Raw genomic sequence first — 26,875 nt, forward strand, 5'->3', positions numbered from 1 at the left:
TTTATTATTGCACCGCAAACTGCTGACGAATTTTGCGCATCAGCATGAAAATCCACGGCCAGAGCACGCCATTGACAACACTACTCCAGAACACTTCCGGTCTGAAAGAGACGTTGATCACTAAAAACTCTGCCCAGAAAACAATAATATCCACAACCAACGAAAGCAACATGACGACCAGCGCCTGCTGCCACAATGCCAGATTACGGAAAAGCTGGAATTTCAGCGCGACCAGATAAGCAATGATACTCATCGATAACGCCCGTACACCGAGCGTGGAGCCACTGATCAGATCCAGTATGGCACCCATCACAAAACCTGTGCCCACATTTACGCGATGGGGCAAGGCGAGGCTCCAATACAATAAGATGAGCAAAACCCAGTTAGGCCGGAAAACGATAAGATTATCCGGCCAGGGCATAATTTGCAGTAATAACGCAATGAGGAAAGAGAGCCAGATAACCCAGCGCCCCTGGCTACGATAGCTCGCCACTATTGCCCTCCTGGCGTACGCGCAGGTGGTTGAGTACCACTCTGCGGCGGCGTAGCCCTTTGTGGAGAGCGGTCAGCGGCAGTACCTGTTGCAGGTTGCTGCGGGCTTGGCTGGGTAATTCCCGTTGCCGGTTCAGGCAGTTTTGGCCCCATTGCATCTGGCGAAGGCAACACCTGCGGCATCATTTGCATCAGGCGTTCATTAGCAACGCGATGCACCTCTTCCGGCGTCATCGGGTTGGCCCCGTTACGATCCGCCCCCCACAACAGAAGCAGATAACGTAAACGTTGCAGTCCCGCAGTCGGACGCGCCTGAATCACGGTATATGCGCGCTGGGTATCGAGTTTCACGGAAGAGACAACCGCCACCGGATAACCTTCCGGGAAACGACCGCCCAGACCTGAAGTCACCAATACATCACCAACACGAATATCAGTATTCGCTGGCAGGTGCTCAAGCTGTAAATCATCAGTACAGCCATTACCCGCCGCGATAACGCGGATATCATTACGCAGCACCTGAATCGGCAGCGCATGGGTCGCGTCGCAGATCAGCAGTACGCGGCTGGTCAGTTTTGCGACCGCCACCACCTGGCCGACCACGCCTTTATCGCTAATGACTGGCTGGCCTTCGTAAACACCGTTGACACTACCTTTGTCAATAACAACCTGATCGCTGTACGGATCGTTAACAGTAGAGATAACCTGGGTCACCATCTTCTGCTCGTCCTGACGCAATGGAGAACCCAGAAGCTCACGCAAGCGCGCGTTCTCCTGTTTATATTGTCCCAACATCAGCAGATCGCTGTTTTTCAGCAGCAACTCCTGACGTAACGCCCGGTTTTCAAGTTCTAGTTGGTCACGCGAGGCCAGCGTCTGCGATACGCCATCCAGCAATTCACGAGGAGCATTGGAAATAAAGTAGAAAGGACTGACAGCGGTATCCATATAGGTACGGATTTGACTGAAAGTCCCCAGGCGGCTGTCGGCAATAATAATGCCGAGCGCCACCAGCACCGCCAGAATAAGGCGAATCTGTAGCGACGGGCCACGGCTAAAAATTGGCTTCATAAGTTATGCGTATTCTCGTATCAGACCAGGCAGGATAAACAAACGCTTCCCCTGCCTGCATCCGATTACTCTTCGCTGAACAGGTCGCCGCCGTGCATGTCGATCATTTCCAGCGCCTTGCCGCCACCGCGCGCCACACAGGTCAGCGGATCTTCAGCAACAACGACTGGAATGCCGGTTTCTTCCATTAATAAACGGTCAAGGTTACGCAGCAATGCGCCACCGCCAGTGAGCACCATTCCGCGCTCAGAGATGTCGGAAGCCAGTTCCGGCGGACACTGTTCCAGCGCAACCATCACTGCGCTAACGATGCCGGTCAGCGGCTCTTGTAGCGCTTCGAGGATTTCGTTGGAGTTCAGCGTAAAGCCGCGTGGAACGCCTTCAGCCAGGTTACGACCACGAACTTCAATTTCACGCACTTCATCGCCCGGATAAGCCGAACCGATTTCGTGTTTAATACGCTCTGCTGTCGCTTCACCGATCAAGGAACCGTAGTTACGACGAACATAGTTGATAATGGCTTCGTCGAAGCGGTCACCGCCGATGCGTACAGAAGAGGAGTAAACCACGCCATTCAGCGAGATTACGGCAACTTCAGTAGTACCACCGCCGATATCAACCACCATGGAACCGGTCGCTTCAGAAACCGGCAGACCGGCGCCAATTGCCGCGGCCATCGGCTCTTCAATCAGGAACACTTCACGGGCGCCAGCGCCCTGCGCGGATTCACGAATTGCGCGGCGTTCAACCTGGGTTGCGCCAACCGGCACACAGACCAGAACGCGCGGGCTTGGGCGCATAAAGCTGTTGCTGTGCACTTGCTTAATGAAGTGCTGGAGCATTTTTTCAGTCACGAAGAAGTCAGCGATTACGCCATCTTTCATTGGGCGAATAGCAGCAATATTGCCCGGCGTACGGCCCAGCATCTGCTTCGCGTCATGACCAACTGCAGCCACGCTTTTTGGTGAACCGGCACGATCCTGACGAATGGCCACAACGGAAGGCTCATTCAATACGATGCCTTGTCCTTTTACATAAATGAGGGTATTCGCAGTACCCAAGTCAATGGACAAGTCATTGGAAAACATGCCACGAAATTTTTTCAACATACTAAGGGATAATCCTGAAAGCTGGGGCGGAAAAGAAAATCCGCTTACTTTACCAACCACACGCAGCAGCGACAAGGCGCAAAAATCATCTGCTACGGTGAAAATTAGTGCAGTTCGTTTCCTTTGTTACAAATCTCTGCCTGAGTCCAGATAAGGCTAAATGCGTCAACAGCATTCCTCGCCTGTTTGCAACTGCGTAAGGTCATTCATCTGCATATGTGCTGCAACAATCTGGCGAGCAGATAAGCACACTCCCACGAAACGCAGCGCGCGTTATTCTACGTGAAAACGGATCAAACGGCAGGTTAAACCGAGTATCTTTGTGAATATTTTTTCACGTTAGTATCAAGTGGCTGTGAGGACGCGAAAAAATCCCCCTGGCCACCCAAAACCCCGCGCTGAATCAGGGTCTGCCACTCGCTTCGCGAACGTACGCCAGTCGCGTAAACCTGGGTGTTGGTCCCGGAACAGGCTTCTACCATGCTCTGAACCAACAATTGGTTTTCCGTTCGCTTCTCAATATTTCTTACCAGCCCCGGATGAAGCTTGAGTAATTCGACATTAAGTTCTTTGATCCAACTGGTACTTACCAGCGTCAATCCCGCCTGGTTAACGGCAACTCGAACCCCTAAAGCATTCACCAAACGAATGACAGGTTGCAAGCGACCGATATGTTGACCAACATCAGCCTCTGCAAGTTCAATAATTATGCGTTTTCGTTGCGATTTTTCACACTGCATCAACGTATCGCGCAGCCAACGCTGGAAACGCGGGCGGATCAACGACTCAACGGTCACCTGAATCGCCAGATTTTCTTGCGGCCAATAGCGTAACAGCGGGATGAGACGACTGATTTGCAGGCGGTCATACTCTTCCGATAAACCAAACTGCAATACCATCGGCATATATTCCGCCGAGCTTACCTCTTCATTACCATCAAAGATGCGACACATAATTTCGCGATGATGAACCTGCCCCTCCCGGGTGACCGCAGGTTTTTGATAAAGCCGGGGCCCACCACGACTCAACATTTGTTCGATTAGCGTACGCCAGCGAACGTTGCCGCGCCCTTTTTCTGGTAATGAGTCATCGTAAATCGCCCAGCTATTACCCCCCTGTAATCCCGCATTACGCGTGGCGGATTCGGCATGATCCATCACTTGTTCTGTTTCCTGGCCGCTACGCCAGGCACAGATGCCGATATGAATCATATCTTCACGATCGAGCATTTTATTGCTCGGTAAGGTATCAACCGCTTTGATCAACTGCCCGGCAATGCTCTCCGCCTCTTTTAAAGTCCGATGCGGCAACAGCGCGGCAAAATCGCTACGGTGATAGCGCGCCAGCAGTGCGCCTGGATAGCGCATCATAAATGTCGACAGCAGATTCGTCAGAGTGAAGAGCTGTTCTTCGGCCTGGCTGTGTCCCCACGTGTCGCTCAACATATTGAAATCAGGTAGGCGGATCATCATCACGATCCCGTGAGTCCCTACCTTCTCTTGATCTTCCAGTAATGTAGCCAACTGGTTGTCGAAAAAGAGACGGTTATTGAGGCCGGTTTTGATGTCCTGCGCGGCGTAAGAGCGAATCAGCGTATCAAGACGGCTGTGCTGTTCACGCGCATTCTGAATTTCTGAAAGCAGCATATCCAGCGCACTGCTGGTCCCTGGCGGCCATTCATAGATGGAGCCAAGCACATTCGGCCCACGCTCCCCGTTTAAGATACGCGCCGAGCGAGTTTCCAGTAGTTCTTGCCCGGCAAGTTGCCGCTGCAACCAGCGTACTGCAAGGAAGAGCATAATAATGATAAAACCAATTGCCCCAGTGAGCGGCGCGGTGGTCATCAGCGAGTGAAAATAGTTTCCCATCGGGTCCTGATAAACCAGATGTAACGACATTCCTGGATGTTTAACTAACGGAACGGTCAGTTCGCGAAACAGATCGCTGGTGCCAACAGGGCGGTAACTCCCCTGGCGGGAAAGGGTATAAACCTGTTTGTTATTGTGTAACAGGTCCACGCGAACGATATCTGCTGACATCATCAGTTCACTGATTTGTGGCCTCAGCGAGCTGAAATCAGACGACACCAGATGCGTATCGATCGCCGTCGCCACCGCCTGAACGCGATGGCTAAACTTATACTGAATCGCGTTATAGAAACTTAACGAGCAGCCCATCAGAGTCACAAAGATCGTTAACCCGGTGAGCAGCGTGACAAAGGCCGAAAATTTCGTCGTTAATCTCATCCTTGTGTTAACTCCGATAGTGAGGAAGCGGGCATACTAGCAAATCAGATTTATCTCGCAATTTATTGCGCTTCATCGACTTTGCTTTTCAATTAGCGAGTATAGTCTTCAGAAATTATTTTCCAATCCATCATGCACATGAGGACTTCTTATGCAGGCGTTACTTTTAGAACAGCAGGACGGTAAAACCCTCGCATCTGTACAGACTCTGGACGCAAGTCGCCTGCCGGAAGGCGATGTGACGGTCGATGTCCACTGGTCGAGCCTGAATTATAAAGATGCGCTGGCAATAACCGGTAAAGGAAAAATAATCCGCAATTTTCCGATGATTCCTGGTATCGACTTCGCCGGAACCGTACGCGCCAGTGAAGATCCTCGTTTTCATACTGGTCAAGAAGTGTTACTCACGGGCTGGGGAGTTGGTGAAAATCATTGGGGCGGACTGGCAGAACAAGCGCGTGTGAAAGGTGACTGGTTGGTTGCCATGCCGCAAGGTCTGGACGCGCGTAAAGCGATGATTATTGGTACTGCTGGGTTTACCGCCATGCTGTGCGTGCTGGCCCTGGAAGATGCCGGTATTCGTCCACAAGATGGCGAGATTGTGGTAACGGGCGCCAGCGGCGGCGTTGGTAGTACTGCCGTGGCGCTGTTGCATAAGTTAGGTTATCAGGTGGTTGCTGTTTCCGGTCGCGAAAGTACCCATGAATATCTGAAAAGTTTAGGTGCCAGCCGCATTCTGCCGCGTGATGAATTTGCTGAATCCCGTCCACTGGAAAAACAGCTTTGGGCCGGGGCGATTGACACTGTCGGAGACAAAGTACTGGCAAAAGTGCTGGCGCAAATGAATTACGGCGGCTGCGTGGCGGCCTGTGGTCTGGCGGGTGGTTTTACTCTGCCAACCACGGTCATGCCATTTATTCTGCGTAATGTCCGTTTGCAAGGGGTGGATTCAGTGATGACGCCACCAGCACGCCGCGCACAAGCCTGGCAGCGTCTGGTTGCCGATTTACCGGAATCATTCTATACCCAGGCGGCAAAAGAGATTTCACTGTCTGATGCACCTAAATTTGCCGAGGCCATTATTAACAATCAGATCCAGGGCCGTACGCTGGTAAAAATTAACTAAGCGTTAGTATAAAATAATTTACATATCGTTAACGAATTTTAGCAGCACTTTGACATTCTCCCTGCCATAGTAATCATGAGCATACCGGGAGTCTGTTATGAAAAAAATTCGTCAACTTACAGAAGCCGATGTCACTGCCGAATCGGCTTTTTTTATGCAACGTCGGCAAGTTTTGAAAGCTTTAGGCATCAGCGCCGCCGCCCTCTCTTTACCAAATGCCGCCCACGCGGATTTGCTTGGCTGGTTCAAAGGGAACGATCGCCCGCCCGCGCCTGCCGGAAAACCCCTGGAGTTCAGCAAGCCTGCTGCCTGGCAAAATAACCTGCCACTGACACCGGAAGATAAAGTTTCCGGCTACAACAATTTCTATGAATTTGGGCTGGATAAAGCCGATCCCGCCGCGAATGCTGGCAGCCTGAAAACCGATCCGTGGACGTTGAAAATCAGTGGTGAAGTCAGTAAACCATTAACCCTCGACCACGATGCGCTAACCCGTCGATTCCCGTTAGAAGAGCGGATTTACCGGATGCGCTGCGTGGAAGCGTGGTCGATGGTGGTGCCGTGGATTGGTTTTCCGCTGCATAAACTGCTGGCGCTGGCAGAGCCGACCAGCAACGCGAAGTACGTCGCTTTCGAAACAATTTATGCACCGGAACAAATGCCCGGCCAGCAGGACAGGTTTATCGGCGGCGGTCTGAAATATCCCTATGTAGAAGGATTACGTCTCGACGAAGCGATGCATCCGCTCACGCTGATGACCGTCGGCGTCTACGGCAAGGCGCTACCGCCGCAAAATGGCGCGCCGATACGCCTGATTGTGCCATGGAAATATGGCTTTAAAGGCATCAAGTCGATAGTGAGCATTATGCTGACCCGAGAACGCCCACCAACCACCTGGAATCTTTCGGCCCCCAACGAATACGGCTTTTACGCCAACGTTAATCCGCATGTTGATCACCCTCGCTGGTCGCAGGCCACTGAGCGATTTATCGGTTCCGGTGGCATCCTGGATGTGCAACGCCAGCCGACACTGCTATTTAACGGCTACGCCGATGAGGTAGCGTCACTTTATCGCGGACTGGATCTACGGGAGAACTTCTAAGTGCGTTTGACTGCAAAACAGGTTACCTGGCTGAAATTTTGCCTGCATCTTGCCGGATTTTTGCCGTTTGTCTGGCTGGTTTGGGCAATCAATCATGGCGGACTAAGTGCCGACCCGGTGAAAGATATTCAGCATTTTACCGGTCGGACTGCGCTGAAATTTTTATTGGCGACGTTGTTAATTACCCCGCTGGCGCGCTACGCTAAGCAGCCATTATTGATACGCACCCGCCGCCTGTTAGGTTTATGGTGTTTCGCCTGGGCGACGCTGCACTTAACCAGTTATGCATTGCTGGAACTTGGCGTGAACAACCTGGCGTTATTCGGTCAGGAATTAATCACCCGACCTTATTTAACCCTGGGTATTATCAGTTGGTTGATTTTGCTTGCTTTAGCATTCACGTCTACACAAGCGATGCAGCGAAAACTAGGCAAACACTGGCAACAGTTGCATAACTTCGTCTATCTTGTTGCGATCCTGGCCCCCATACATTATCTGTGGTCAGTGAAGGTTATCTCACCGCAGCCGATCATCTACGCCGGGCTGGCATTACTGCTTTTAGCCTTACGTTATAAGAAGTTCCGTCAATGGTGGCGCTAATTTCGTGAACTGTGCGGCTTATTGCAAATTACGCGACGTTGAAAGTTATTTACATGTTAGCTGTTGATTATCTTCCCTGATAAGACCAGTATTTAGCTGCCATTTGCTACGAAATCGTTATAATGTGCGACCTCGTTCTCCCTGAGGCAGCTTTTAAGCTGCTGAAAAGGTGACAATGGCGCAACGAAGGTATATTTTGTTTTTTGCCGGAGGATAGCAGCAGATCGCTGCACAATGTCCGTCAAGTCTCACATTGACACTCTGGGGCAAAATAGACCGGCGTCCCGGCCTGCTGGAATTTACCGCTATGCATACAGCTGTCGGGGCATACGCTTTACAGACGGCGGTGAAACGCCTGTCACAATCACACTAAACAAAGAGTACGGAACCCACTCATGGATATTCGTAAGATTAAAAAACTGATCGAGCTGGTTGAAGAATCAGGCATCTCTGAACTGGAAATTTCTGAAGGCGAAGAGTCAGTACGCATCAGCCGTGCAGCACCTGCCGCAAGTTTCCCGATGATGCAACAAGCTTACGCTGCACCAATGATGCAGCAGCCAGCTCAATCTAACGCAGCCGCTCCGGCGACCGTTCCTTCCATGGAAGCGCCAGCAGCAGCGGAAATCAGTGGTCACATCGTACGTTCCCCGATGGTTGGTACTTTCTACCGCACCCCAAGCCCGGACGCGAAAGCGTTCATCGAAGTGGGTCAGAAAGTGAACGTGGGCGATACCCTGTGCATCGTTGAAGCCATGAAAATGATGAACCAGATCGAAGCAGACAAATCCGGTACTGTGAAAGCAATTCTGGTCGAAAGTGGACAACCGGTAGAATTTGACGAGCCGCTGGTCGTCATCGAGTAACGAGGCGAACATGCTGGATAAAATTGTTATTGCCAACCGCGGCGAGATTGCATTGCGTATTCTTCGTGCCTGTAAAGAACTGGGCATCAAGACTGTCGCTGTGCACTCCAGCGCGGATCGCGATCTAAAACACGTATTACTGGCAGATGAAACGGTCTGTATCGGCCCTGCTCCGTCAGTAAAAAGTTATCTGAACATCCCGGCAATCATCAGCGCCGCTGAAATCACCGGCGCAGTAGCAATCCATCCGGGTTACGGCTTCCTCTCCGAGAACGCCAATTTTGCCGAGCAGGTTGAACGCTCCGGCTTTATCTTCATCGGCCCGAAAGCAGAAACCATTCGCCTGATGGGCGACAAAGTATCCGCAATCGCCGCGATGAAAAAAGCGGGCGTTCCTTGCGTACCAGGTTCTGACGGCCCGCTGGGCGATGATATGGATAAAAACCGCGCCATTGCTAAACGCATTGGTTATCCGGTAATTATCAAAGCCTCCGGCGGCGGCGGCGGTCGCGGTATGCGCGTAGTACGCGGCGATGCTGAACTGGCGCAATCTATCTCCATGACTCGTGCGGAAGCGAAAGCCGCTTTCAGCAACGATATGGTTTACATGGAGAAATACCTGGAAAATCCTCGCCACGTCGAGATTCAGGTGCTGGCTGACGGTCAGGGCAACGCTATCTATCTGGCGGAACGTGACTGCTCCATGCAGCGTCGTCACCAGAAAGTGGTCGAAGAAGCACCAGCACCGGGCATTACCCCGGAACTGCGTCGCTATATCGGCGAACGTTGCGCTAAAGCGTGTGTTGATATCGGCTATCGCGGTGCAGGTACATTCGAGTTCCTGTTCGAAAACGGCGAGTTCTATTTCATCGAAATGAACACCCGTATTCAGGTAGAACACCCGGTTACCGAAATGATCACTGGCGTTGACCTGATCAAAGAACAGCTGCGTATCGCTGCCGGTCAACCGCTGTCGATCAAGCAAGAAGAAGTTCACGTTCGCGGCCATGCGGTAGAGTGCCGTATCAACGCCGAAGATCCGAACACCTTCCTGCCAAGCCCGGGCAAAATCACCCGTTTCCACGCGCCAGGCGGTTTTGGCGTGCGTTGGGAGTCTCATATCTACGCGGGCTACACCGTGCCGCCGTACTATGACTCAATGATCGGTAAGCTGATTTGCTACGGTGAAAACCGTGACGTGGCGATTGCTCGCATGAAGAATGCGCTGCAGGAGCTGATCATCGACGGTATCAAAACCAACGTTGATCTGCAGATCCGCATCATGAACGACGAGAACTTCCAGCATGGTGGCACTAACATCCACTATCTGGAGAAAAAACTCGGTCTTCAGGAAAAATAAGACTGCAAAAGCGTCAAAAGGCCGGATTTTCCGGCCTTTTTTATTACTGGGGATCGACAACCCCCATAAGGTACAATCCCCGCTTTCTTCACCCATCAGGGACAAAAAATGGACACTCGTTTTGTTCAGGCCCATAAAGAGGCGCGCTGGGCGCTGGGGCTGACCCTTTTGTATCTGGCGGTATGGTTAGTAGCCGCTTACTTACCTGGCGTTGCCCCCGGTTTTACCGGCTTTCCGCGCTGGTTTGAGATGGCCTGCATCCTGACGCCGCTGCTGTTTATTGGACTGTGCTGGGCGATGGTGAAATTTATCTATCGCGATATCCCGTTGGAGGATGACGATGCAGCTTGAAGTGATTCTACCGCTGGTCGCCTATCTGGTGGTGGTGTTCGGTATCTCTGTTTATGCGATGCGTAAACGGAGCACCGGCACCTTCCTCAATGAGTATTTCCTCGGCAGCCGTTCCATGGGCGGTATTGTGCTGGCGATGACGCTCACCGCGACCTATATCAGTGCCAGTTCGTTTATCGGCGGGCCAGGCGCTGCTTATAAATACGGCCTGGGTTGGGTATTGCTGGCGATGATTCAGCTTCCTGCAGTCTGGCTTTCGCTCGGTATACTCGGCAAGAAGTTCGCGATTCTTGCGCGCCGCTACAATGCGGTGACGCTGAACGATATGCTGTTTGCCCGCTACCAGAGTCGTCTTCTGGTGTGGTTGGCGAGTTTGAGTTTGCTGGTTGCGTTCGTTGGTGCGATGACCGTGCAATTTATCGGCGGTGCGCGTCTGCTGGAAACCGCGGCGGGTATTCCTTATGAAACCGGGCTGCTGATTTTCGGTATCAGTATTGCGTTATATACCGCCTTTGGCGGCTTTCGCGCCAGTGTGCTGAACGACACCATGCAAGGTCTGGTGATGCTGATTGGCACCGTTGTGCTGCTTATTGGCGTAGTACATGCCGCTGGCGGCTTAAGCAACGCAGTACAGACCTTGCAAACCATCGATCCGCAACTGGTTACGCCACAAGGCGCTGACGATATTCTGTCGCCTGCCTTTATGACGTCGTTCTGGGTACTGGTGTGCTTTGGCGTGATTGGCCTGCCGCATACTGCGGTGCGCTGTATCTCTTATAAAGACAGCAAAGCAGTACACCGGGGGATCATCATCGGTACGATTGTAGTCGCAATCCTGATGTTTGGTATGCACCTGGCCGGAGCGTTAGGTCGGGCGGTAATCCCCGATCTCACCGTACCGGATCTGGTGATCCCGACGTTAATGGTAAAAGTGCTGCCACCGTTTGCTGCCGGGATCTTTCTGGCTGCACCTATGGCTGCGATCATGTCGACAATTAACGCCCAACTGCTGCAAAGTTCCGCTACGATCATTAAAGATCTCTATCTGAATATCCGTCCGGATCAAATGCAAAACGAGACGCGTCTGAAGCGGATGTCGGCGGTAATTACGTTAGTTCTCGGCGCGTTGCTGCTGCTTGCCGCCTGGAAGCCGCCAGAAATGATCATCTGGCTGAATTTGCTGGCCTTCGGTGGGCTGGAAGCCGTTTTCCTGTGGCCGCTGGTGCTGGGTCTTTACTGGGAACGCGCCAACGCCAAAGGCGCGCTAAGTGCGATGATCGTTGGCGGCGTGCTGTATGCCGTACTTGCAACGCTGAATATTCAGTACCTGGGCTTCCACCCTATCGTGCCCTCGTTACTACTAAGTTTGCTGGCTTTCCTGGTCGGAAACCGTTTCGGTACATCCGTCCCGCAAGCTACCGTTTTGACTACTGATAAATAAAGAGTTTTGCCATGCCTTGGATCCAACTGAAACTGAACACCACCGGCGCGAACGCTGAAGATCTTAGCGATGCGCTGATGGAAGCAGGTGCCGTATCTATTACTTTTCAGGATACCCACGATACGCCAGTATTTGAGCCGCTGCCGGGCGAAACGCGCCTTTGGGGCGACACCGATGTGATTGGTTTGTTTGATGCTGAAACCGACATGAATGAAGTCGTGACGATTCTGGAGAATCATCCGCTGCTCGGCGCAGGCTTCGCGCACAAAATCGAACAACTGGAAGATAAAGACTGGGAGCGCGAATGGATGGACAATTTCCATCCAATGCGCTTTGGCGAACGTCTGTGGATCTGCCCAAGCTGGCGTGATGTGCCAGACGAAAACGCCGTCAACGTGATGTTAGACCCGGGCCTGGCGTTTGGGACGGGAACTCATCCAACTACCTCTCTGTGCCTGCAATGGCTCGACAGCCTCGATTTAACCGGTAAAACAGTCATCGACTTTGGCTGTGGCTCCGGCATTCTGGCAATCGCGGCACTGAAACTGGGCGCAGCAAAAGCCATTGGTATTGATATCGATCCGCAGGCCATTCAGGCCAGCCGCGACAACGCCGAACGTAATGGCGTTTCTGAGCGTCTGGAACTCTACTTACCCAAAGATCAGCCTGAAGCGATGAAAGCCGACGTGGTGGTCGCTAACATCCTCGCAGGCCCGTTACGTGAACTGGCGCCGTTAATCAGCGTCCTGCCGGTTTCAGGCGGTTTGCTGGGCCTTTCCGGTATTCTGGCAAGCCAGGCGGAGAGCGTTTGTGAAGCTTATGCCGACAGCTTCGTTCTGGACCCGGTCGTGGAAAAAGAAGAGTGGTGTCGCATTACTGGTCGTAAGAATTAACCGCCAGAATGCGGCATAGTGATGTAGAGAGAAGTGCGAGCAACGTCACAAAAGGCACGTAATTTTGCTGATTATTTAGGCAAATTTGCGTGCCAAAATTTTCATTCATAAAGAAAAATTGAGAACTTACTCAAATTTCTTTGAGTGCGAATTTTAATCACTTATTACTAATGTGATGATTTTTATGATTAATTATTCCGCCGAGTTCATTTTAAATGCAATTCTTTGATCCATCTCAGAGGATTGGTCAAAGTTTGGCCTTTCATCTCGTGCAAAAAATGCGTAATATACGCCGCCTTGCAGTCACAGTATGGTCATTTCTTAACTCATGCGCATCGGACAATATCAGCTCAGAAATCGCCTGATCGCAGCGCCCATGGCTGGCATTACAGACAGACCTTTTCGGACGTTGTGCTACGAGATGGGAGCCGGATTGACAGTATCCGAGATGATGTCTTCTAACCCTCAGGTTTGGGAAAGCGACAAATCTCGTTTACGGATGGTGCACATTGATGAACCCGGTATTCGCACCGTGCAAATTGCCGGTAGCGATCCGAAAGAAATGGCAGATGCAGCACGTATTAACGTGGAAAGCGGTGCCCAGATTATTGATATCAATATGGGTTGCCCGGCTAAAAAAGTGAATCGCAAGCTTGCAGGTTCAGCCCTCTTGCAGTACCCGGATGTCGTTAAATCGATCCTTACCGAGGTCGTCAATGCAGTGGACGTTCCTGTTACCCTGAAGATTCGCACCGGCTGGGCGCCGGAACACCGTAACTGCGAAGAGATTGCCCAACTGGCTGAAGACTGTGGCATTCAGGCTCTGACCATTCATGGCCGTACACGCGCCTGTTTGTTCAATGGAGAAGCTGAATACGACAGTATTCGGGCAGTTAAGCAGAAAGTTTCCATTCCGGTTATCGCGAATGGCGACATTACTGACCCGCTTAAAGCCAGAGCTGTGCTCGACTATACAGGGGCGGATGCTCTGATGATAGGCCGCGCAGCTCAGGGAAGACCCTGGATCTTTCGGGAAATCCAGCATTATCTGGACACTGGGGAGTTGCTGCCCCCGCTGCCTTTGGCAGAGGTTAAGCGCTTGCTTTGCGCGCACGTTCGGGAACTGCATGACTTTTATGGTCCGGCAAAAGGGTACCGAATTGCACGTAAACACGTTTCCTGGTATCTCCAGGAACACGCTCCAAATGACCAGTTTCGGCGCACATTCAACGCCATTGAGGATGCCAGCGAACAGCTGGAGGCGTTGGAGGCATACTTCGAAAATTTTGCGTAAACAGAAATAAAGAGCTGACAGAACTATGTTCGAACAACGCGTAAATTCTGACGTACTGACCGTTTCTACCGTTAACTCTCAGGATCAGGTAACCCAAAAACCCCTGCGTGACTCGGTTAAACAGGCACTGAAGAACTATTTTGCTCAACTGAATGGTCAGGATGTTAATGACCTCTATGAGCTGGTACTGGCTGAAGTAGAACAGCCCCTGTTGGACATGGTGATGCAATACACCCGTGGTAACCAGACCCGTGCTGCGCTGATGATGGGCATCAACCGTGGTACGCTGCGTAAAAAATTGAAAAAGTACGGCATGAACTAATTCAGGTTAGCTAATTGCTTGATTAAAAGGCGCTACTCGGCATGGGGAAGCGCCTTTTTTATAGGTGTCGCAAAGGGAGTGACCATGAGAACAGGATGTGAACCCACCAGGTTTGGCGACAATGCAAAGACCATTATCCACGGTGATGCATTAGCTGAACTTAAAAAGATACCCGCAGAAAGTGTTGATCTAATCTTTGCTGACCCGCCTTATAACATCGGTAAAAATTTCGATGGCCTGATCGAAGCGTGGAAAGAAGATCTGTTTATTAACTGGCTATTTGAAGTGATTACAGAGTGCCACCGCGTTCTGAAAAAACAGGGCAGCATGTACATCATGAACAGCACGGAAAACATGCCCTTTATTGACCTCCAGTGCCGCCAGCTTTTTACCATCAAAAGTCGCATCGTCTGGTCGTATGACAGCTCCGGCGTTCAGGCCAAAAAATATTACGGCTCCATGTATGAACCCATCCTGATGATGGTGAAAGACGCAAAGAACTACACCTTTAACAGCGATGCTATTCTGGTAGAAGCCAAAACCGGAGCACAGCGTGCATTAATCGACTATCGCAAAAATCCCCCACAACCTTACAATCATCAAAAAGTGCCAGGTAACGTCTGGGATTTTCCACGCGTACGTTATTTGATGGATGAATATGAAAACCATCCGACGCAAAAGCCTGAAGCTTTACTGAAGCGCATTATTCTCGCCTCTTCTAACCCTGGCGATGTCGTTCTCGATCCGTTTGCTGGTAGCTTCACCACCGGTGCCGTCGCCATCGCGACCGGGCGAAAATTCATTGGTATTGAGATTAACAGCGAGTACATCAAGATGGGGCTACGCCGACTGGATGTCGCGTCACATTACTCCATGGAAGAGCTGGCGAAAGTGAAAAAAAGAAAGACCGGCAACCTGTCAAAACGAAGCCGGATCAGCGAAGTTGACCCCGATCTCATTGCAAAGTAAAGGAAGTGTAAGCCTGGTTTTCAGATTATTCATTTCGTGTATATTTCCTGCCAGACTTGGTTAAACATGCACAGGCTCAGGTAATGATTCGCAAGTATTGGTGGCTCGTCGTTTTCGCTGTCTTCGTTTTTCTGTTTGATACTTTACTGATGCAGTGGATTGAACTGCTGGCAACAGAAACAGACAAATGCCGCAATATGAACTCAGTTAATCCACTAAAACTGGTTAACTGTGACGAACTGAATTTTCACGACAGAATGTGAATTTATATGACACTTAATTCATTCGTTTGATGAATTAATTTCGTTATGTTTTCATCTGGCATGAACATTCTTAATACGTTATCGACCAGTGCGGGTGCTTGTTTATAAAGATCGTAACCCGCTATATTCATTAACCAGTTTTGAACAATACCGCTGAAGGCACCATCAATAATAATCATTACGACGTCTAAGTCGAGGCTTTTAGCTATATCCCCCTGTTGCTGACATGCTTGTAATACTTCACGCAGAATCTGTGGATTAAAGCCCATCTTTTCACGTATTACTGCCTCGGCCAGCATTTCATCACTAAATTCACACTTGTGATATAAGATTTGCAGTAACGCCTGCTGGCGGGGAATTTCGGCAATATATTGCAAGCCAACAATCAGTTTTTCACGCAATTGCAGGAAAGGATCATGTTCTAACCCTTCCGTTAAACGTTCCTGGATTAACTCACGCAATGAAGGCTGTTGCAGCCACATCTCGTTAAACAGTTGAGCCTTGTTTTCGAAGTGCCAGTAGATTGCGCCACGCGTGACGTTGGCGGCGTCGGCGATGTCATTGAGCGTCGTCTTGCTTACGCCATACTGCGCAAACTGGGCGATGGCGGTTTCAATCAGTTCTTGCCTGGTCTTCAGGGCTTCAGCTTTGGTTCTTTTTGCCATGATTAATCATTCAAGGAATAAATATATTCAACATAAGGGAAACAGCGAGAAGTAATGTATCACCTAATGTTTATTTATACGAGAAGCTAAATCCCATCTGCTACCAATCGTCAAATAAGTAAAATCTATTGTTTACCGATAATATATTTACTTAATAAATGTATATTTCACTTTGCGTTAAAATGCTTCCATTCTTTTCAACTCACATCAAATGAGAACATTAGAATATTAATCTATTTTTGTGTTTACGTGCCTTGAATAGCGACTATTCATAACTATTCCTTACATCGCCGGACGATAATTTGTAGGATAGCGAACTGTATTTTTATTTCTGCGAGTTAACGCGTTGCCTTTTTCTGGCTAATAACGCGCTTTTGGTTTTTTGAGGAATAGTAATGACGAAACATGCCAGGTTTTTCCTCCTGCCCTCCTTTATCATGATCTCCGCAGCGTTAATTGCGGGTTGTAACGATAAGGGAGAAGAGAAAGCTCACGTCGGTGAACCGCAGGTTACCGTTCATGTTGTGAATACTGCCCCGTTAGAAGTTAAAACTGAATTACCAGGCCGTACTAATGCTTTCCGTATTGCCGAGGTTCGCCCGCAGGTTAGCGGGATAGTGCTGAATCGTAATTTCACTGAAGGCAGCGATGTGCAAGCTGGCCAGTCCCTGTACCAGATCGATCCAGCCACTTATCAGGCAAGTTATGACAGCGCGAAAGGCGAACTGGCGAAAAGCGAAGCTGCCGCGTCCATCGCGCATTTGACGGTAAAACGTTATGTTCCGCTTGTGGGTACGAAATACATCAGCCAGCAGGAGTACGATCAGGCGATTGCTGATGCTCGTCAGGCCGATGCTACCGTCATAGCCGCAAAAGCCACGGTCGAAAGCGCCCGCATCAATCTCGCTTATACCAAAGTGACTGCGCCAATTAGCGGGCGTATCGGCAAATCTTCGGTAACCGAAGGTGCTCTCGTCACTAACGGGCAAACGACCGAACTGGCGACTGTCCAGCAACTCGATCCTATCTATGTCGATGTGACCCAATCCAGCAACGACTTCATGAGACTGAAGCAATCCGTAGAGCAAGGGAATTTGCATAAGGAAAACGCCACCAGCAACGTAGAGTTGGTCATGGAAAACGGTCAAACCTATCCCCTGAAAGGCACGCTGCAATTCTCTGATGTGACCGTTGATGAAAGCACCGGTTCCATTACCCTGCGCGCAGTTTTCCCTAACCCGCAACACACGCTTCTGCCAGGTATGTTTGTGCGCGCACGGATCGATGAAGGTGTACAACCTGACGCCATTCTTATCCCGCAACAGGGAGTTAGCCGCACGCCGCGTGGTGACGCTACCGTGCTGATTGTTAATGATAAAAGCCAGGTTGAGGCGCGTCCTGTTGTCGCCAGCCAGGCCATTGGCGATAAATGGCTGATTAGCGAAGGACTAAAAGCGGGTGATCAGGTCATTGTCAGCGGCCTGCAAAAAGCACGCCCGGGAGAGCAGGTTAAAGCCACTACCGATACCCCCGCAGATACTGCGTCGAAGTAAGGCAATCTGATATGGCAAACTTTTTTATTCGACGACCAATATTTGCATGGGTGCTGGCCATTATTCTGATGATGGCGGGCGTACTGGCGATCCTACAGTTGCCCGTCGCCCAGTATCCAACCATTGCCCCGCCTGCTGTTTCTGTGTCGGCAAACTATCCGGGCGCTGATGCGCAAACCGTGCAGGATACGGTGACACAGGTTATCGAACAGAATATGAACGGCATCGATAATCTGATGTATATGTCCTCCACCAGCGATTCAGCCGGTAGCGTGACAATTACTCTCACCTTCCAGTCCGGGACCGATCCAGACATCGCGCAGGTGCAGGTACAAAACAAACTTCAACTCGCCACACCGCTGCTGCCGCAGGAAGTCCAGCAACAGGGGATAAGTGTCGAGAAATCAAGTAGCAGCTTTTTGATGGTGGCTGGTTTTGTTTCTGATAACTCAAGTACCACGCAAGACGATATTTCCGACTACATCGCCTCTAACGTCAAAGATACCATTAGCCGTCTGAACGGCGTTGGCGACGTGCAACTGTTCGGTGCTCAGTACGCTATGCGTATCTGGCTCGATGCCGATCTGCTGAACAAATATAAACTCACATCGGTTGATGTCATTAACCAGTTGAAAGTACAGAACGACCAGATTGCGGCCGGTCAGTTAGGCGGCACGCCGGCATTACCAGGACAGCAGTTAAACGCGTCGATTATTGCCCAGACACGGTTAAAAGATCCAGAAGAGTTCGGCAAAGTCACCCTGCGCGTGAACAGCGACGGTTCGGTAGTGCGGCTGAAAGATGTCGCACGGATTGAACTCGGTGGTGAAAACTATAACGTTATCGCCCGTATCAACGGCAAACCCGCGGCTGGCCTCGGCATTAAACTGGCAACGGGAGCTAACGCACTTGATACCGCAAAAGCCATCAAGGCCAAACTGGCAGAACTACAGCCGTTCTTCCCACAGGGAATGAAGGTTCTTTACCCTTATGACACCACGCCTTTCGTCCAGCTTTCTATCCAGGAAGTGGTGAAAACGCTGTTCGAAGCCATTATCCTGGTATTCCTGGTGATGTATCTGTTCTTGCAGAACATGCGGGCGACATTGATACCCACCATTGCTGTACCTGTCGTGTTGTTAGGGACGTTTGCCATACTCGCCGCTTTTGGTTACTCCATCAATACGCTAACGATGTTCGGGATGGTGCTTGCCATCGGGCTTCTTGTTGATGATGCGATAGTCGTTGTGGAGAACGTCGAGCGCGTAATGATGGAGGATAAACTTCCCCCCAGAGAAGCGACGGAAAAATCGATGTCGCAAATCCAGGGCGCGCTGGTAGGTATCGCGATGGTACTGTCGGCGGTATTTATTCCGATGGCATTCTTCGGTGGCTCAACAGGGGCAATTTATCGACAGTTCTCTATCACTATTGTTTCAGCAATGGCGCTTTCAGTACTGGTTGCGCTGATTCTCACCCCCGCGTTATGTGCAACATTGCTGAAACCAGTCTCTGCCGAGCATCACGAAAATAAGGGGGGGTTCTTCGGCTGGTTTAACACCACTTTCGATCATAGCGTTAATCACTACACCAATAGCGTTGGCAAAATCCTCGGTTCCACAGGGCGATATTTACTGATCTATGCGCTGATTGTCGCCGGAATGGTAGTGCTGTTTTTACGCCTCCCTTCTTCTTTCTTGCCGGAAGAAGATCAGGGTGTCTTCCTGACCATGATCCAATTGCCTGCTGGCGCGACGCAAGAGCGGACACAAAAAGTACTGGATGAAGTGACGGATTACTATCTGAAGAACGAGAAGGCGAACGTTGAAAGTGTCTTTACAGTCAATGGATTTAGCTTCAGCGGTCAGGCGCAAAACGCCGGGATGGCCTTTGTCAGCCTTAAACCGTGGGAAGAGCGCAGTAGCGAAGAAAATAGCGCGGAAGCGGTAATCCAACGTGCCAAAATGGAACTGAGTAAAATCCGCGACGGTTTTGTCATTCCATTCAATATGCCAGCCATTGTTGAACTGGGTACGGCAACAGGTTTCGACTTTGAGTTAATCGATCAGGCGGGTCTTGGTCACGATGCCTTAACCCATGCCCGCAACCAGTTGCTTGGCATGGCGGCGCAACATCCTGAAAGCTTAGTCAGTGTGCGCCCCAATGGACTGGAAGATACTGCGCAGTTCAAACTTGAAGTTGACCAGGAAAAAGCACAGGCATTAGGCGTTTCGCTTTCTGACATTAATCAGACCATTTCTACGGCGTTAGGCGGGACGTATGTCAACGACTTCATCGACCGTGGCCGCGTGAAAAAAGTATATGTTCAGGCGGATGCCAAATTCCGTATGCTGCCAGAAGATGTCGATAAACTTTATGTCCGCAGCGCTAACGGCGAAATGGTGCCATTCTCCACCTTTACCACTTCACATTGGGTATATGGTTCTCCGCGTCTGGAACGCTACAACGGTCTACCCTCCATGGAGATTCAGGGGGAAGCTGCGCCAGGCACCAGTTCCGGCGATGCGATGTCTCTAATGGAAAGCCTCGCCTCACAACTACCTAACGGAATCGGTTATGACTGGACGGGGATGTCGTATCAGGAACGCTTGTCAGGTAACCAGGCCCCTGCTCTGGTAGCCATTTCATTCGTGGTCGTTTTCCTGTGCCTTGCGGCGCTCTATGAAAGCTGGTCAATTCCTGTCTCGGTTATGTTGGTCGTGCCGTTAGGGATTGTCGGCGTGCTGCTGGCGGCGACACTCTTTAATCAGAAAAATGACGTTTATTTTATGGTGGGCTTGTTAACGACAATTGGCTTATCGGCTAAAAACGCTATTTTGATTGTTGAGTTCGCCAAAGACCTGATGGAAAAAGAGGGGAAAGGTGTCATTGAAGCAACGCTGATGGCCGTACGTATGCGTCTTCGTCCTATTCTGATGACATCACTCGCCTTTATTCTCGGCGTATTGCCGCTGGCTATCAGTAATGGTGCGGGAAGCGGCGCGCAGAACGCGGTAGGGATTGGAGTCATGGGTGGCATGATTTCCGCAACATTGCTGGCAATCTTCTTTGTCCCTGTGTTCTTTGTGGTGATCCGCCGTTGCTTTAAAGGGTAAAATTAAAACACAAAGGCGTCTTCGAACGCCTTTTTAATTTGCGGTTAAAACTATAAAAATTAATGAGTTAATGATTCATTAGCTTTTAAATTGAGTGCATTCATTCTTTCTCCCTTCATTATTTTTACAATTCACATAATTTGTCATTATTCATCTCACAAGAATTATAACTCCCGGTGATAAAATGGAATTCAGCACGTTAATAAGAAAGTTAGCTTATTAAGCGGTAGCGTTATTACTGAGGTAACACCATGAAAAGATTAATTCCTGTCGCATTGCTCACCGCATTGCTGGCGGGCTGCGCTCACGATTCACCCTGCGTTCCGGTTTATGACGATCAGGGCCGTCTGGTTCACACCAATACCTGTATGAAAGGTACGACTCAGGATAACTGGGAAACGGCTGGGGCTATTGCTGGCGGGGCAGCGGCTGTTGCTGGCCTGACGATGGGGATCATCGCTCTGTCGAAATAACTGAACAGAGCGCGGAGTTCCGCGCTCTGTTTAACGGTACAGAATCTCACCGTAAGATAAAATACAACTATATTCTGCTAGCTTATTCCCTTTTAATTTAGCATTTTATTTCGAACTATCGAAATAACACATCCATTAGTTTTTACCCTCATTTAAAACACATGCTCACGCTAACAATCATTATCCTGCTTAGTAAAATGCGAATAAATATTTTGCGCTAAAATGTGGCGTATGTTTCATTTTCGCACCATTGCTGGGCGATGTTTTTATTATTTCCTGTCTACACTCAGCTTATTGCGACGCGGAATCGTGCGCAAAAGCTGGCACTACTTTTGCTTATAAAAGGATGGCCACAGACAGGTAAAAGACGTTTCCCAAACGTCCTATAACGATAATTTTCGCCTCACAGGAAGCATTATGAAAAAGATGATGATAGCCACACTGGCTGCCGCCAGCGTGCTGCTTGCCGTTGCAAATCAGGCGCATGCTGGCGCGACACTTGATGCCGTAAAGAATAAAGGGTTTGTGCAATGCGGGATCAGTGACGGATTACCTGGGTTCTCTTATGCCGATGCAGACGGTAAGTTTTCAGGTATTGATGTAGATGTTTGTCGTGGTGTTGCCGCTGCTGTATTTGGTGACGACACGAAAGTGAAATATACCCCACTCACAGCAAAAGAACGCTTCACCGCTTTACAGTCAGGGGAAGTGGATTTGCTTTCCCGTAATACGACCTGGACTTCATCCCGCGACGCAGGAATGGGAATGGCATTTACTGGCGTCACTTATTACGACGGCATTGGCTTCCTGACGCACGATAAAGCGGGATTAAAAAGCGCGAAAGAACTGGATGGCGCAACAGTCTGTATTCAGGCGGGGACTGATACCGAACTCAACGTCGCCGATTACTTCAAGGCAAACAATATGAAGTACACGCCAGTAACCTTCGATCGCTCAGACGAATCAGCGAAGGCTCTGGAATCTGGCCGCTGCGATACGCTGGCCTCGGATCAGTCGCAACTGTATGCCCTGCGGATCAAATTAAGTAATCCTACCGAATGGATTGTCCTGCCAGAAGTTATCTCTAAAGAACCGCTTGGCCCGGTCGTCCGTCGTGGCGATGATGAATGGTTCTCTATTGTGCGCTGGACGCTTTTCGCCATGCTGAATGCTGAAGAGATGGGCGTTAACTCGCAAAACGTTGATGAAAAAGCGGCTAATCCAGCTACGCCTGATATGGCGCATCTGCTGGGTAAAGAGGGCGATTACGGCAAGGATCTGAAGCTGGATAATAAATGGGCTTACAACATCATCAAACAGGTGGGTAACTACTCGGAAATTTTTGAGCGTAATGTAGGTTCAGAAAGCCCGCTGAAAATTAAACGTGGGCAAAATAATCTCTGGAATAACGGCGGTATTCAGTACGCGCCGCCCGTGCGTTAAGTCGGTGTGAGGTAACGGGCGTCGCTACGGCGGCGCTCTCTTCAGCGTTATGGTTTCCGAGGTTTATATGCCCCATCGCCGCTCAACCGTTAAAGGCTCACTCTCCTTTACCAACCCTACGGTTCGCGCCTGGTTATTCCAGATCCTCGCCGTTGTTGCCGTCGTCGGCATTGTTGGTTGGTTATTTCACAACACCGTGACGAATCTAAACAATCGCGGCATTACATCAGGATTTGCCTTTCTGGATCGCGGCGCAGGCTTCGGGATCGTCCAGCATTTGATCGATTACCAGCAGGGCGATACCTACGGACGCGTTTTTATTGTCGGCTTACTCAATACGCTACTGGTTTCAGCATTGTGTATCGTATTCGCATCTGTCCTGGGCTTCTTTATCGGTCTGGCGCGACTTTCGGATAACTGGCTGCTACGAAAGCTTTCCACAATTTATATTGAGATCTTCCGTAATATTCCCCCGCTGCTGCAAATCTTCTTCTGGTACTTTGCCGTGTTGCGCAATTTGCCCGGACCGCGACAGGCAGTGAGTGCGTTTGATCTCGCCTTTTTGAGCAATCGTGGGCTCTATATTCCGTCGCCGCAGCTGGGAGATGGATTTATTGCGTTTATCCTGACTGTTGTTATTGCTATAGCCATTTCTGTTGGACTATTCCGTTTTAATAAAACGCACCAGATAAAGACCGGACAACTGCGCCGTACCTGGCCTTGCGCCGTTGTGTTGATCATTGGTTTACCTTTACTGGCGCAATGGCTTTTTGGCGCAGCACTACACTGGGATGTCCCAGCCCTTCGAGGCTTTAATTTCCGCGGCGGGATGGTTTTAATTCCTGAACTGGCAGCCTTAACGCTAGCACTTTCGGTTTATACCTCTGCATTTATCGCCGAGATTATCCGCGCCGGGATCCAGGCAGTGCCTTATGGTCAACATGAAGCGGCTCGATCACTGGGATTACCCAACCCGGTTACGCTACGCCAGGTCATTATTCCCCAGGCATTGCGGGTGATTATTCCACCGTTAACCAGCCAGTATCTCAACATCGTCAAGAACTCCTCTCTTGCCGCCGCTATTGGCTATCCCGATATGGTTTCGCTGTTTGCTGGCACCGTGCTGAACCAAACGGGGCAAGCCATCGAGACGATAGCCATGACGATGTCGGTCTATCTGATTATCAGCCTGACTATCTCGCTGCTGATGAATATCTATAACCGCCGTATCGCGATCGTTGAACGCTAAGGAGTCATGATGACAAAAGTATTGCTGTCTCATCCCCCGCGCCCGGCGAGCCATAACTCAAGCCGCGCTATGGTGTGGGTGCGAAAAAATCTGTTCTCCAGCTGGAGCAATAGCCTGCTGACTATTGGCTGCATATGGTTGATGTGGGAACTGATCCCACCGTTGCTGAACTGGGCATTTTTGCAGGCTAACTGGGTTGGCTCAACGCGTGCCGACTGCACAAAAGCCGGTGCCTGTTGGGTCTTCATCCACGAACGATTTGGTCAGTTTATGTATGGGCTTTACCCACACGACCAACGCTGGCGAATTAACCTGGCATTACTGATTGGCCTTGTGTCTATCGCACCAATGTTCTGGAAAATACTCCCGCATCGCGGTCGCTATATTGCGGTCTGGGCGGTTATCTACCCACTGATTGTCTGGTGGCTGATGTATGGCGGTTTTTTTGGTCTGGAGCGGGTTGAAACCCGGCAATGGGGCGGGCTGACGCTAACTTTAATTATTGCATCAGTTGGGATTGCGGGGCGCTGCCGTGGGGGATCTTACTGGCATTAGGTCGCCGCTCCCATATGCCGATTGTGCGTATCTTATCGGTCATTTTTATCGAGTTCTGGCGCGGCGTACCGCTGATTACCGTACTGTTTATGTCTTCGGTCATGCTGCCGCTCTTTATGGCGGAAGGCACCAGCATCGACAAACTAATTCGTGCGTTGGTCGGCGTGATCCTGTTTCAGTCAGCATACGTTGCGGAAGTCGTGCGAGGCGGATTACAGGCGCTGCCCAAAGGGCAATACGAAGCGGCAGAGTCGCTGGCGTTGGGTTACTGGAAAACTCAAGGGCTGGTTATTCTGCCCCAGGCACTGAAGCTGGTGATTCCAGGGCTGGTAAATACCATCATCGCGCTATTCAAAGACACAAGTCTGGTGATCATCATCGGGTTGTTCGATCTTTTCAGTAGCGTTCAGCAGGCAACCGTTGACCCCGCCTGGCTGGGTATGTCCACAGAAGGGTATGTTTTCGCCGCACTGATCTACTGGATCTTCTGTTTCAGCATGTCGCGCTATAGCCAACATCTGGAAAAACGTTTTAACACCGGGCGTACACCGTATTGAGGACACTATGAGCCAAATTTTACTGCAACCTGCTAACGCGATGATTACGCTGGAAAACGTCAATAAATGGTATGGACAATTCCATGTTTTGAAAAATATAAATTTAACCGTGCAACCGGGCGAACGGATCGTTCTGTGTGGCCCTTCAGGTTCCGGTAAATCGACAACCATTCGTTGTATTAATCATCTGGAAGAACATCAACAGGGACGGATCATGGTAGATGGCATAGAACTTAATGAAGATATCCGCAATATTGAGCGCGTCAGGCAGGAAGTGGGAATGGTCTTTCAGCATTTCAATCTCTTCCCTCATCTGACCGTTCTACAGAACTGTACCCTGGCGCCGATTTGGGTGCGTAAGATGCCGAAGAAAGAGGCTGAAGCTCTGGCGATGCATTACCTTGAGCGGGTGAGAATTGCCGAACATGCACAGAAGTTTCCCGGGCAGATTTCTGGTGGTCAGCAGCAACGCGTTGCCATAGCACGTTCACTTTGTATGAAACCAAAGATCATGCTGTTTGATGAACCTACGTCAGCGCTCGATCCGGAGATGGTGAAAGAAGTGCTGGATACGATGATTGGGCTGGCGCAGTCGGGTATGACAATGTTGTGTGTAACACATGAAATGGGATTTGCGCGAACTGTCGCTGATCGAGTGATTTTTATGGATCGCGGAGAAATCGTGGAGCAAGCTGCACCGGATGAATTTTTTGCGCATCCTAAATCGGAGCGTACGAGGGCATTTTTATCGCAGGTTATCCATTAATTGAATGTTAGTTCGAAAAGCAAAAAGGCCATCCTTTCGGATGGCCTTTTTGCTTGATTTGATGTCTGGCAGTTTATGGCGGGCGTCCTGCCCGCCACCCTCCGGGCCGTTGCTTCGCAACGTTCAAATCCGCTCCCGGCGGATTTGTCCTACTCGGGAGAGTGTTCACCGACAAACAACAGATAAAACAAAAGGCCCAGTCTTCCGACTGAGCCTTTTGTTTTATTTGATGTCTGGCAGTTCCCTACTCTCGCATGGGGAGACCCCACACTACCATCGGCGCTACGGCGTTTCACTTCTGAGTTCGGCATGGGGTCAGGTGGGACCACCGCGCTACTGCCGCCAGACAAATTCTTTTCTAATCTGCCGAACTTTAACCTAAAAAGTGGTGCTGATACCCAGAGTCGAACTGGGGACCTCACCCTTACCAAGGGTGCGCTCTACCAACTGAGCCATATCAGCACGCTAAATTTGATGCCTGGCAGTTTATGAATCACTTCGTGATTCACCCTTCGGGCCGTTGCTTCGCAACGTTCAAAAGCTTTCGCTTTTGTCCTACTCTCTTATCGAGTAGTGAACTGCCTCAAAGGTCAGTGCCATTCTTCGTAATTTGATGCCTGGCAGTTCCCTACTCTCGCATGGGGAGACCCCACACTACCATCGGCGCTACGGCGTTTCACTTCTGAGTTCGGCATGGGGTCAGGTGGGACCACCGCGCTACGGCCGCCAGGCAAATTCTGTTTTATTAACCCGCTTACGCCGGTTAATCTAATCTGTTATCAAGCTTACTTATCGATGTCTCTTCCGCCAAAACATCTTCGGCGTTGTAAGGTTAAGCCTCACGGTTCATTAGTACCGGTTAGCTCAACGCATCGCTGCGCTTACACACCCGGCCTATCAACGTCGTCGTCTTCAACGTTCCTTCAGGACTCTCAAGGAGTCAGGGAGAACTCATCTCGGGGCAAGTTTCGTGCTTAGATGCTTTCAGCACTT

At 50.3% G+C, this 26,875-nt stretch carries 23 protein-coding genes, 1 tRNA gene, 3 rRNA genes and 1 pseudogene; 19 read left to right on the forward strand and 9 right to left on the reverse strand.

Annotated features, from left to right (window positions below; translation table 11 throughout):
* Positions 1-4: 4 nt before the first annotated feature.
* The 4 genes from mreD to csrD all read right to left on the reverse strand — a co-directional run bounded on the left by mreD (position 5) and on the right by csrD (position 4,918).
* Complete coding sequence (gene mreD, locus FFT88_RS18580; protein WP_130204518.1) at positions 5-493, reverse strand: rod shape-determining protein MreD; 489 nt, start codon at positions 491-493, stop codon at positions 5-7.
* Positions 493-1,563: a rod shape-determining protein MreC gene (gene mreC / locus FFT88_RS18585; RefSeq protein WP_130204516.1), complete on the reverse strand. Its 1,071-nt coding sequence runs from the start codon at positions 1,561-1,563 to the stop codon at positions 493-495. The genes mreD and mreC overlap by 1 nt, the downstream gene beginning before the upstream one ends.
* A 65-nt stretch (positions 1,564-1,628) precedes the next feature.
* Positions 1,629-2,672, reverse strand: coding sequence for a rod shape-determining protein MreB (mreB, locus tag FFT88_RS18590; RefSeq protein ID WP_000913396.1), 1,044 nt, complete (start codon positions 2,670-2,672; stop codon positions 1,629-1,631).
* Between the two features lie 305 nt (positions 2,673-2,977).
* The gene (gene csrD / locus FFT88_RS18595; protein ID WP_130223738.1) at positions 2,978-4,918 is read right to left on the reverse strand and encodes an RNase E specificity factor CsrD; all 1,941 of its coding nucleotides are present in this window, start codon (positions 4,916-4,918) and stop codon (positions 2,978-2,980) included.
* A gap of 151 nt (positions 4,919-5,069) precedes the next feature.
* Between csrD and FFT88_RS18600 the strand changes: the two genes are divergently transcribed.
* The 12 genes from FFT88_RS18600 (at position 5,070) to FFT88_RS18655 (ending at position 15,505) form a co-directional block, all read left to right on the forward strand.
* Positions 5,070-6,044: an oxidoreductase gene (locus FFT88_RS18600; RefSeq protein ID WP_135403616.1), complete on the forward strand. Its 975-nt coding sequence runs from the start codon at positions 5,070-5,072 to the stop codon at positions 6,042-6,044.
* A gap of 97 nt (positions 6,045-6,141) precedes the next feature.
* Positions 6,142-7,146 (forward strand): protein-methionine-sulfoxide reductase catalytic subunit MsrP, encoded by a 1,005-nt coding sequence (gene msrP, locus FFT88_RS18605; RefSeq protein WP_135403617.1) that lies wholly within the window; start codon positions 6,142-6,144, stop codon positions 7,144-7,146.
* Complete coding sequence (gene msrQ / locus FFT88_RS18610; protein WP_130259123.1) at positions 7,147-7,746, forward strand: protein-methionine-sulfoxide reductase heme-binding subunit MsrQ; 600 nt, start codon at positions 7,147-7,149, stop codon at positions 7,744-7,746.
* Between the two features lie 395 nt (positions 7,747-8,141).
* Entirely contained in the window at positions 8,142-8,612 is a 471-nt protein-coding gene (gene accB / locus FFT88_RS18615) for an acetyl-CoA carboxylase biotin carboxyl carrier protein (RefSeq protein WP_000354618.1), read from the forward strand.
* A 10-nt stretch (positions 8,613-8,622) separates the two neighbouring features.
* Positions 8,623-9,972: an acetyl-CoA carboxylase biotin carboxylase subunit gene (accC, locus tag FFT88_RS18620; protein WP_000884639.1), complete on the forward strand. Its 1,350-nt coding sequence runs from the start codon at positions 8,623-8,625 to the stop codon at positions 9,970-9,972.
* Between the two features lie 108 nt (positions 9,973-10,080).
* Positions 10,081-10,323 (forward strand): YhdT family protein, encoded by a 243-nt coding sequence (locus tag FFT88_RS18625; RefSeq protein ID WP_000381170.1) that lies wholly within the window; start codon positions 10,081-10,083, stop codon positions 10,321-10,323.
* Positions 10,313-11,764 carry a sodium/pantothenate symporter gene (gene panF, locus FFT88_RS18630; protein WP_001175728.1) on the forward strand — a complete coding sequence of 484 codons (1,452 nt, stop codon included), beginning with the start codon at positions 10,313-10,315 and terminating at the stop codon, positions 11,762-11,764. Before FFT88_RS18625 ends, panF begins: the two co-directional genes overlap by 11 nt.
* Positions 11,765-11,775: 11 nt before the next feature.
* The gene (gene prmA, locus FFT88_RS18635; RefSeq protein WP_135403618.1) at positions 11,776-12,657 is read left to right on the forward strand and encodes a 50S ribosomal protein L11 methyltransferase; all 882 of its coding nucleotides are present in this window, start codon (positions 11,776-11,778) and stop codon (positions 12,655-12,657) included.
* A 328-nt stretch (positions 12,658-12,985) separates the two neighbouring features.
* Entirely contained in the window at positions 12,986-13,951 is a 966-nt protein-coding gene (gene dusB, locus FFT88_RS18640) for a tRNA dihydrouridine synthase DusB (protein WP_001219652.1), read from the forward strand.
* 25 nt (positions 13,952-13,976) lie between these two features.
* On the forward strand, positions 13,977-14,273 hold the full coding sequence (gene fis / locus FFT88_RS18645; RefSeq protein WP_000462905.1) for a DNA-binding transcriptional regulator Fis: 297 nt from the start codon (positions 13,977-13,979) through the stop codon (positions 14,271-14,273).
* Between the two features lie 84 nt (positions 14,274-14,357).
* Positions 14,358-15,242: an adenine-specific DNA-methyltransferase gene (gene yhdJ / locus FFT88_RS18650; protein ID WP_130223726.1), complete on the forward strand. Its 885-nt coding sequence runs from the start codon at positions 14,358-14,360 to the stop codon at positions 15,240-15,242.
* A gap of 83 nt (positions 15,243-15,325) precedes the next feature.
* Positions 15,326-15,505: a DUF2556 family protein gene (locus FFT88_RS18655; protein ID WP_001527795.1), complete on the forward strand. Its 180-nt coding sequence runs from the start codon at positions 15,326-15,328 to the stop codon at positions 15,503-15,505.
* 2 nt (positions 15,506-15,507) lie between these two features.
* On the opposite strand, the gene envR is transcribed toward FFT88_RS18655, so the two are convergent.
* The gene (gene envR, locus FFT88_RS18660; protein ID WP_135403619.1) at positions 15,508-16,170 is read right to left on the reverse strand and encodes an acrEF/envCD operon transcriptional regulator; all 663 of its coding nucleotides are present in this window, start codon (positions 16,168-16,170) and stop codon (positions 15,508-15,510) included.
* A 395-nt stretch (positions 16,171-16,565) separates the two neighbouring features.
* Here envR and acrE point away from each other — a divergent pair, with 395 nt between their 5' ends.
* The 7 genes and pseudogenes from acrE (at position 16,566) to FFT88_RS18695 (ending at position 25,882) form a co-directional block, all read left to right on the forward strand.
* Positions 16,566-17,723: a multidrug efflux RND transporter periplasmic adaptor subunit AcrE gene (gene acrE, locus FFT88_RS18665; RefSeq protein WP_130223722.1), complete on the forward strand. Its 1,158-nt coding sequence runs from the start codon at positions 16,566-16,568 to the stop codon at positions 17,721-17,723.
* An 11-nt stretch (positions 17,724-17,734) separates the two neighbouring features.
* Positions 17,735-20,839: a multidrug efflux RND transporter permease subunit AcrF gene (gene acrF, locus FFT88_RS18670; protein ID WP_135403620.1), complete on the forward strand. Its 3,105-nt coding sequence runs from the start codon at positions 17,735-17,737 to the stop codon at positions 20,837-20,839.
* A gap of 251 nt (positions 20,840-21,090) precedes the next feature.
* Entirely contained in the window at positions 21,091-21,312 is a 222-nt protein-coding gene (locus tag FFT88_RS18675; RefSeq protein ID WP_000825639.1) for a membrane protein, read from the forward strand.
* A gap of 417 nt (positions 21,313-21,729) precedes the next feature.
* Positions 21,730-22,755, forward strand: coding sequence for an amino acid ABC transporter substrate-binding protein (locus FFT88_RS18680; RefSeq protein ID WP_135403621.1), 1,026 nt, complete (start codon positions 21,730-21,732; stop codon positions 22,753-22,755).
* Positions 22,756-22,822: 67 nt separating this feature from the next.
* Positions 22,823-24,004: an amino acid ABC transporter permease gene (locus tag FFT88_RS18685; protein WP_135403622.1), complete on the forward strand. Its 1,182-nt coding sequence runs from the start codon at positions 22,823-22,825 to the stop codon at positions 24,002-24,004.
* A gap of 9 nt (positions 24,005-24,013) precedes the next feature.
* Positions 24,014-25,116, forward strand: a pseudogene (locus tag FFT88_RS18690) (amino acid ABC transporter permease).
* 7 nt (positions 25,117-25,123) lie between these two features.
* On the forward strand, positions 25,124-25,882 hold the full coding sequence (locus FFT88_RS18695; protein ID WP_135403623.1) for an amino acid ABC transporter ATP-binding protein: 759 nt from the start codon (positions 25,124-25,126) through the stop codon (positions 25,880-25,882).
* A gap of 231 nt (positions 25,883-26,113) precedes the next feature.
* Here FFT88_RS18695 and rrf (FFT88_RS18705) read toward each other — a convergent pair.
* The 4 genes from rrf (FFT88_RS18705) to FFT88_RS18720 form a co-directional block, all read right to left on the reverse strand.
* Positions 26,114-26,229 (reverse strand): 5S ribosomal RNA (gene rrf, locus FFT88_RS18705).
* Between the two features lie 39 nt (positions 26,230-26,268).
* Positions 26,269-26,344, reverse strand: a tRNA-Thr gene (locus FFT88_RS18710).
* 153 nt (positions 26,345-26,497) lie between these two features.
* Positions 26,498-26,613: ribosomal RNA gene (rrf, locus tag FFT88_RS18715) — 5S ribosomal RNA — on the reverse strand.
* 97 nt (positions 26,614-26,710) lie between these two features.
* Positions 26,711-26,875: ribosomal RNA gene (locus FFT88_RS18720) — 23S ribosomal RNA — on the reverse strand; the annotation flags it as partial.

Origin of the sequence: Escherichia sp. E4930 (assembly GCF_005845405.1) — a bacterium.
GTDB lineage: Bacteria > Pseudomonadota > Gammaproteobacteria > Enterobacterales > Enterobacteriaceae > Escherichia.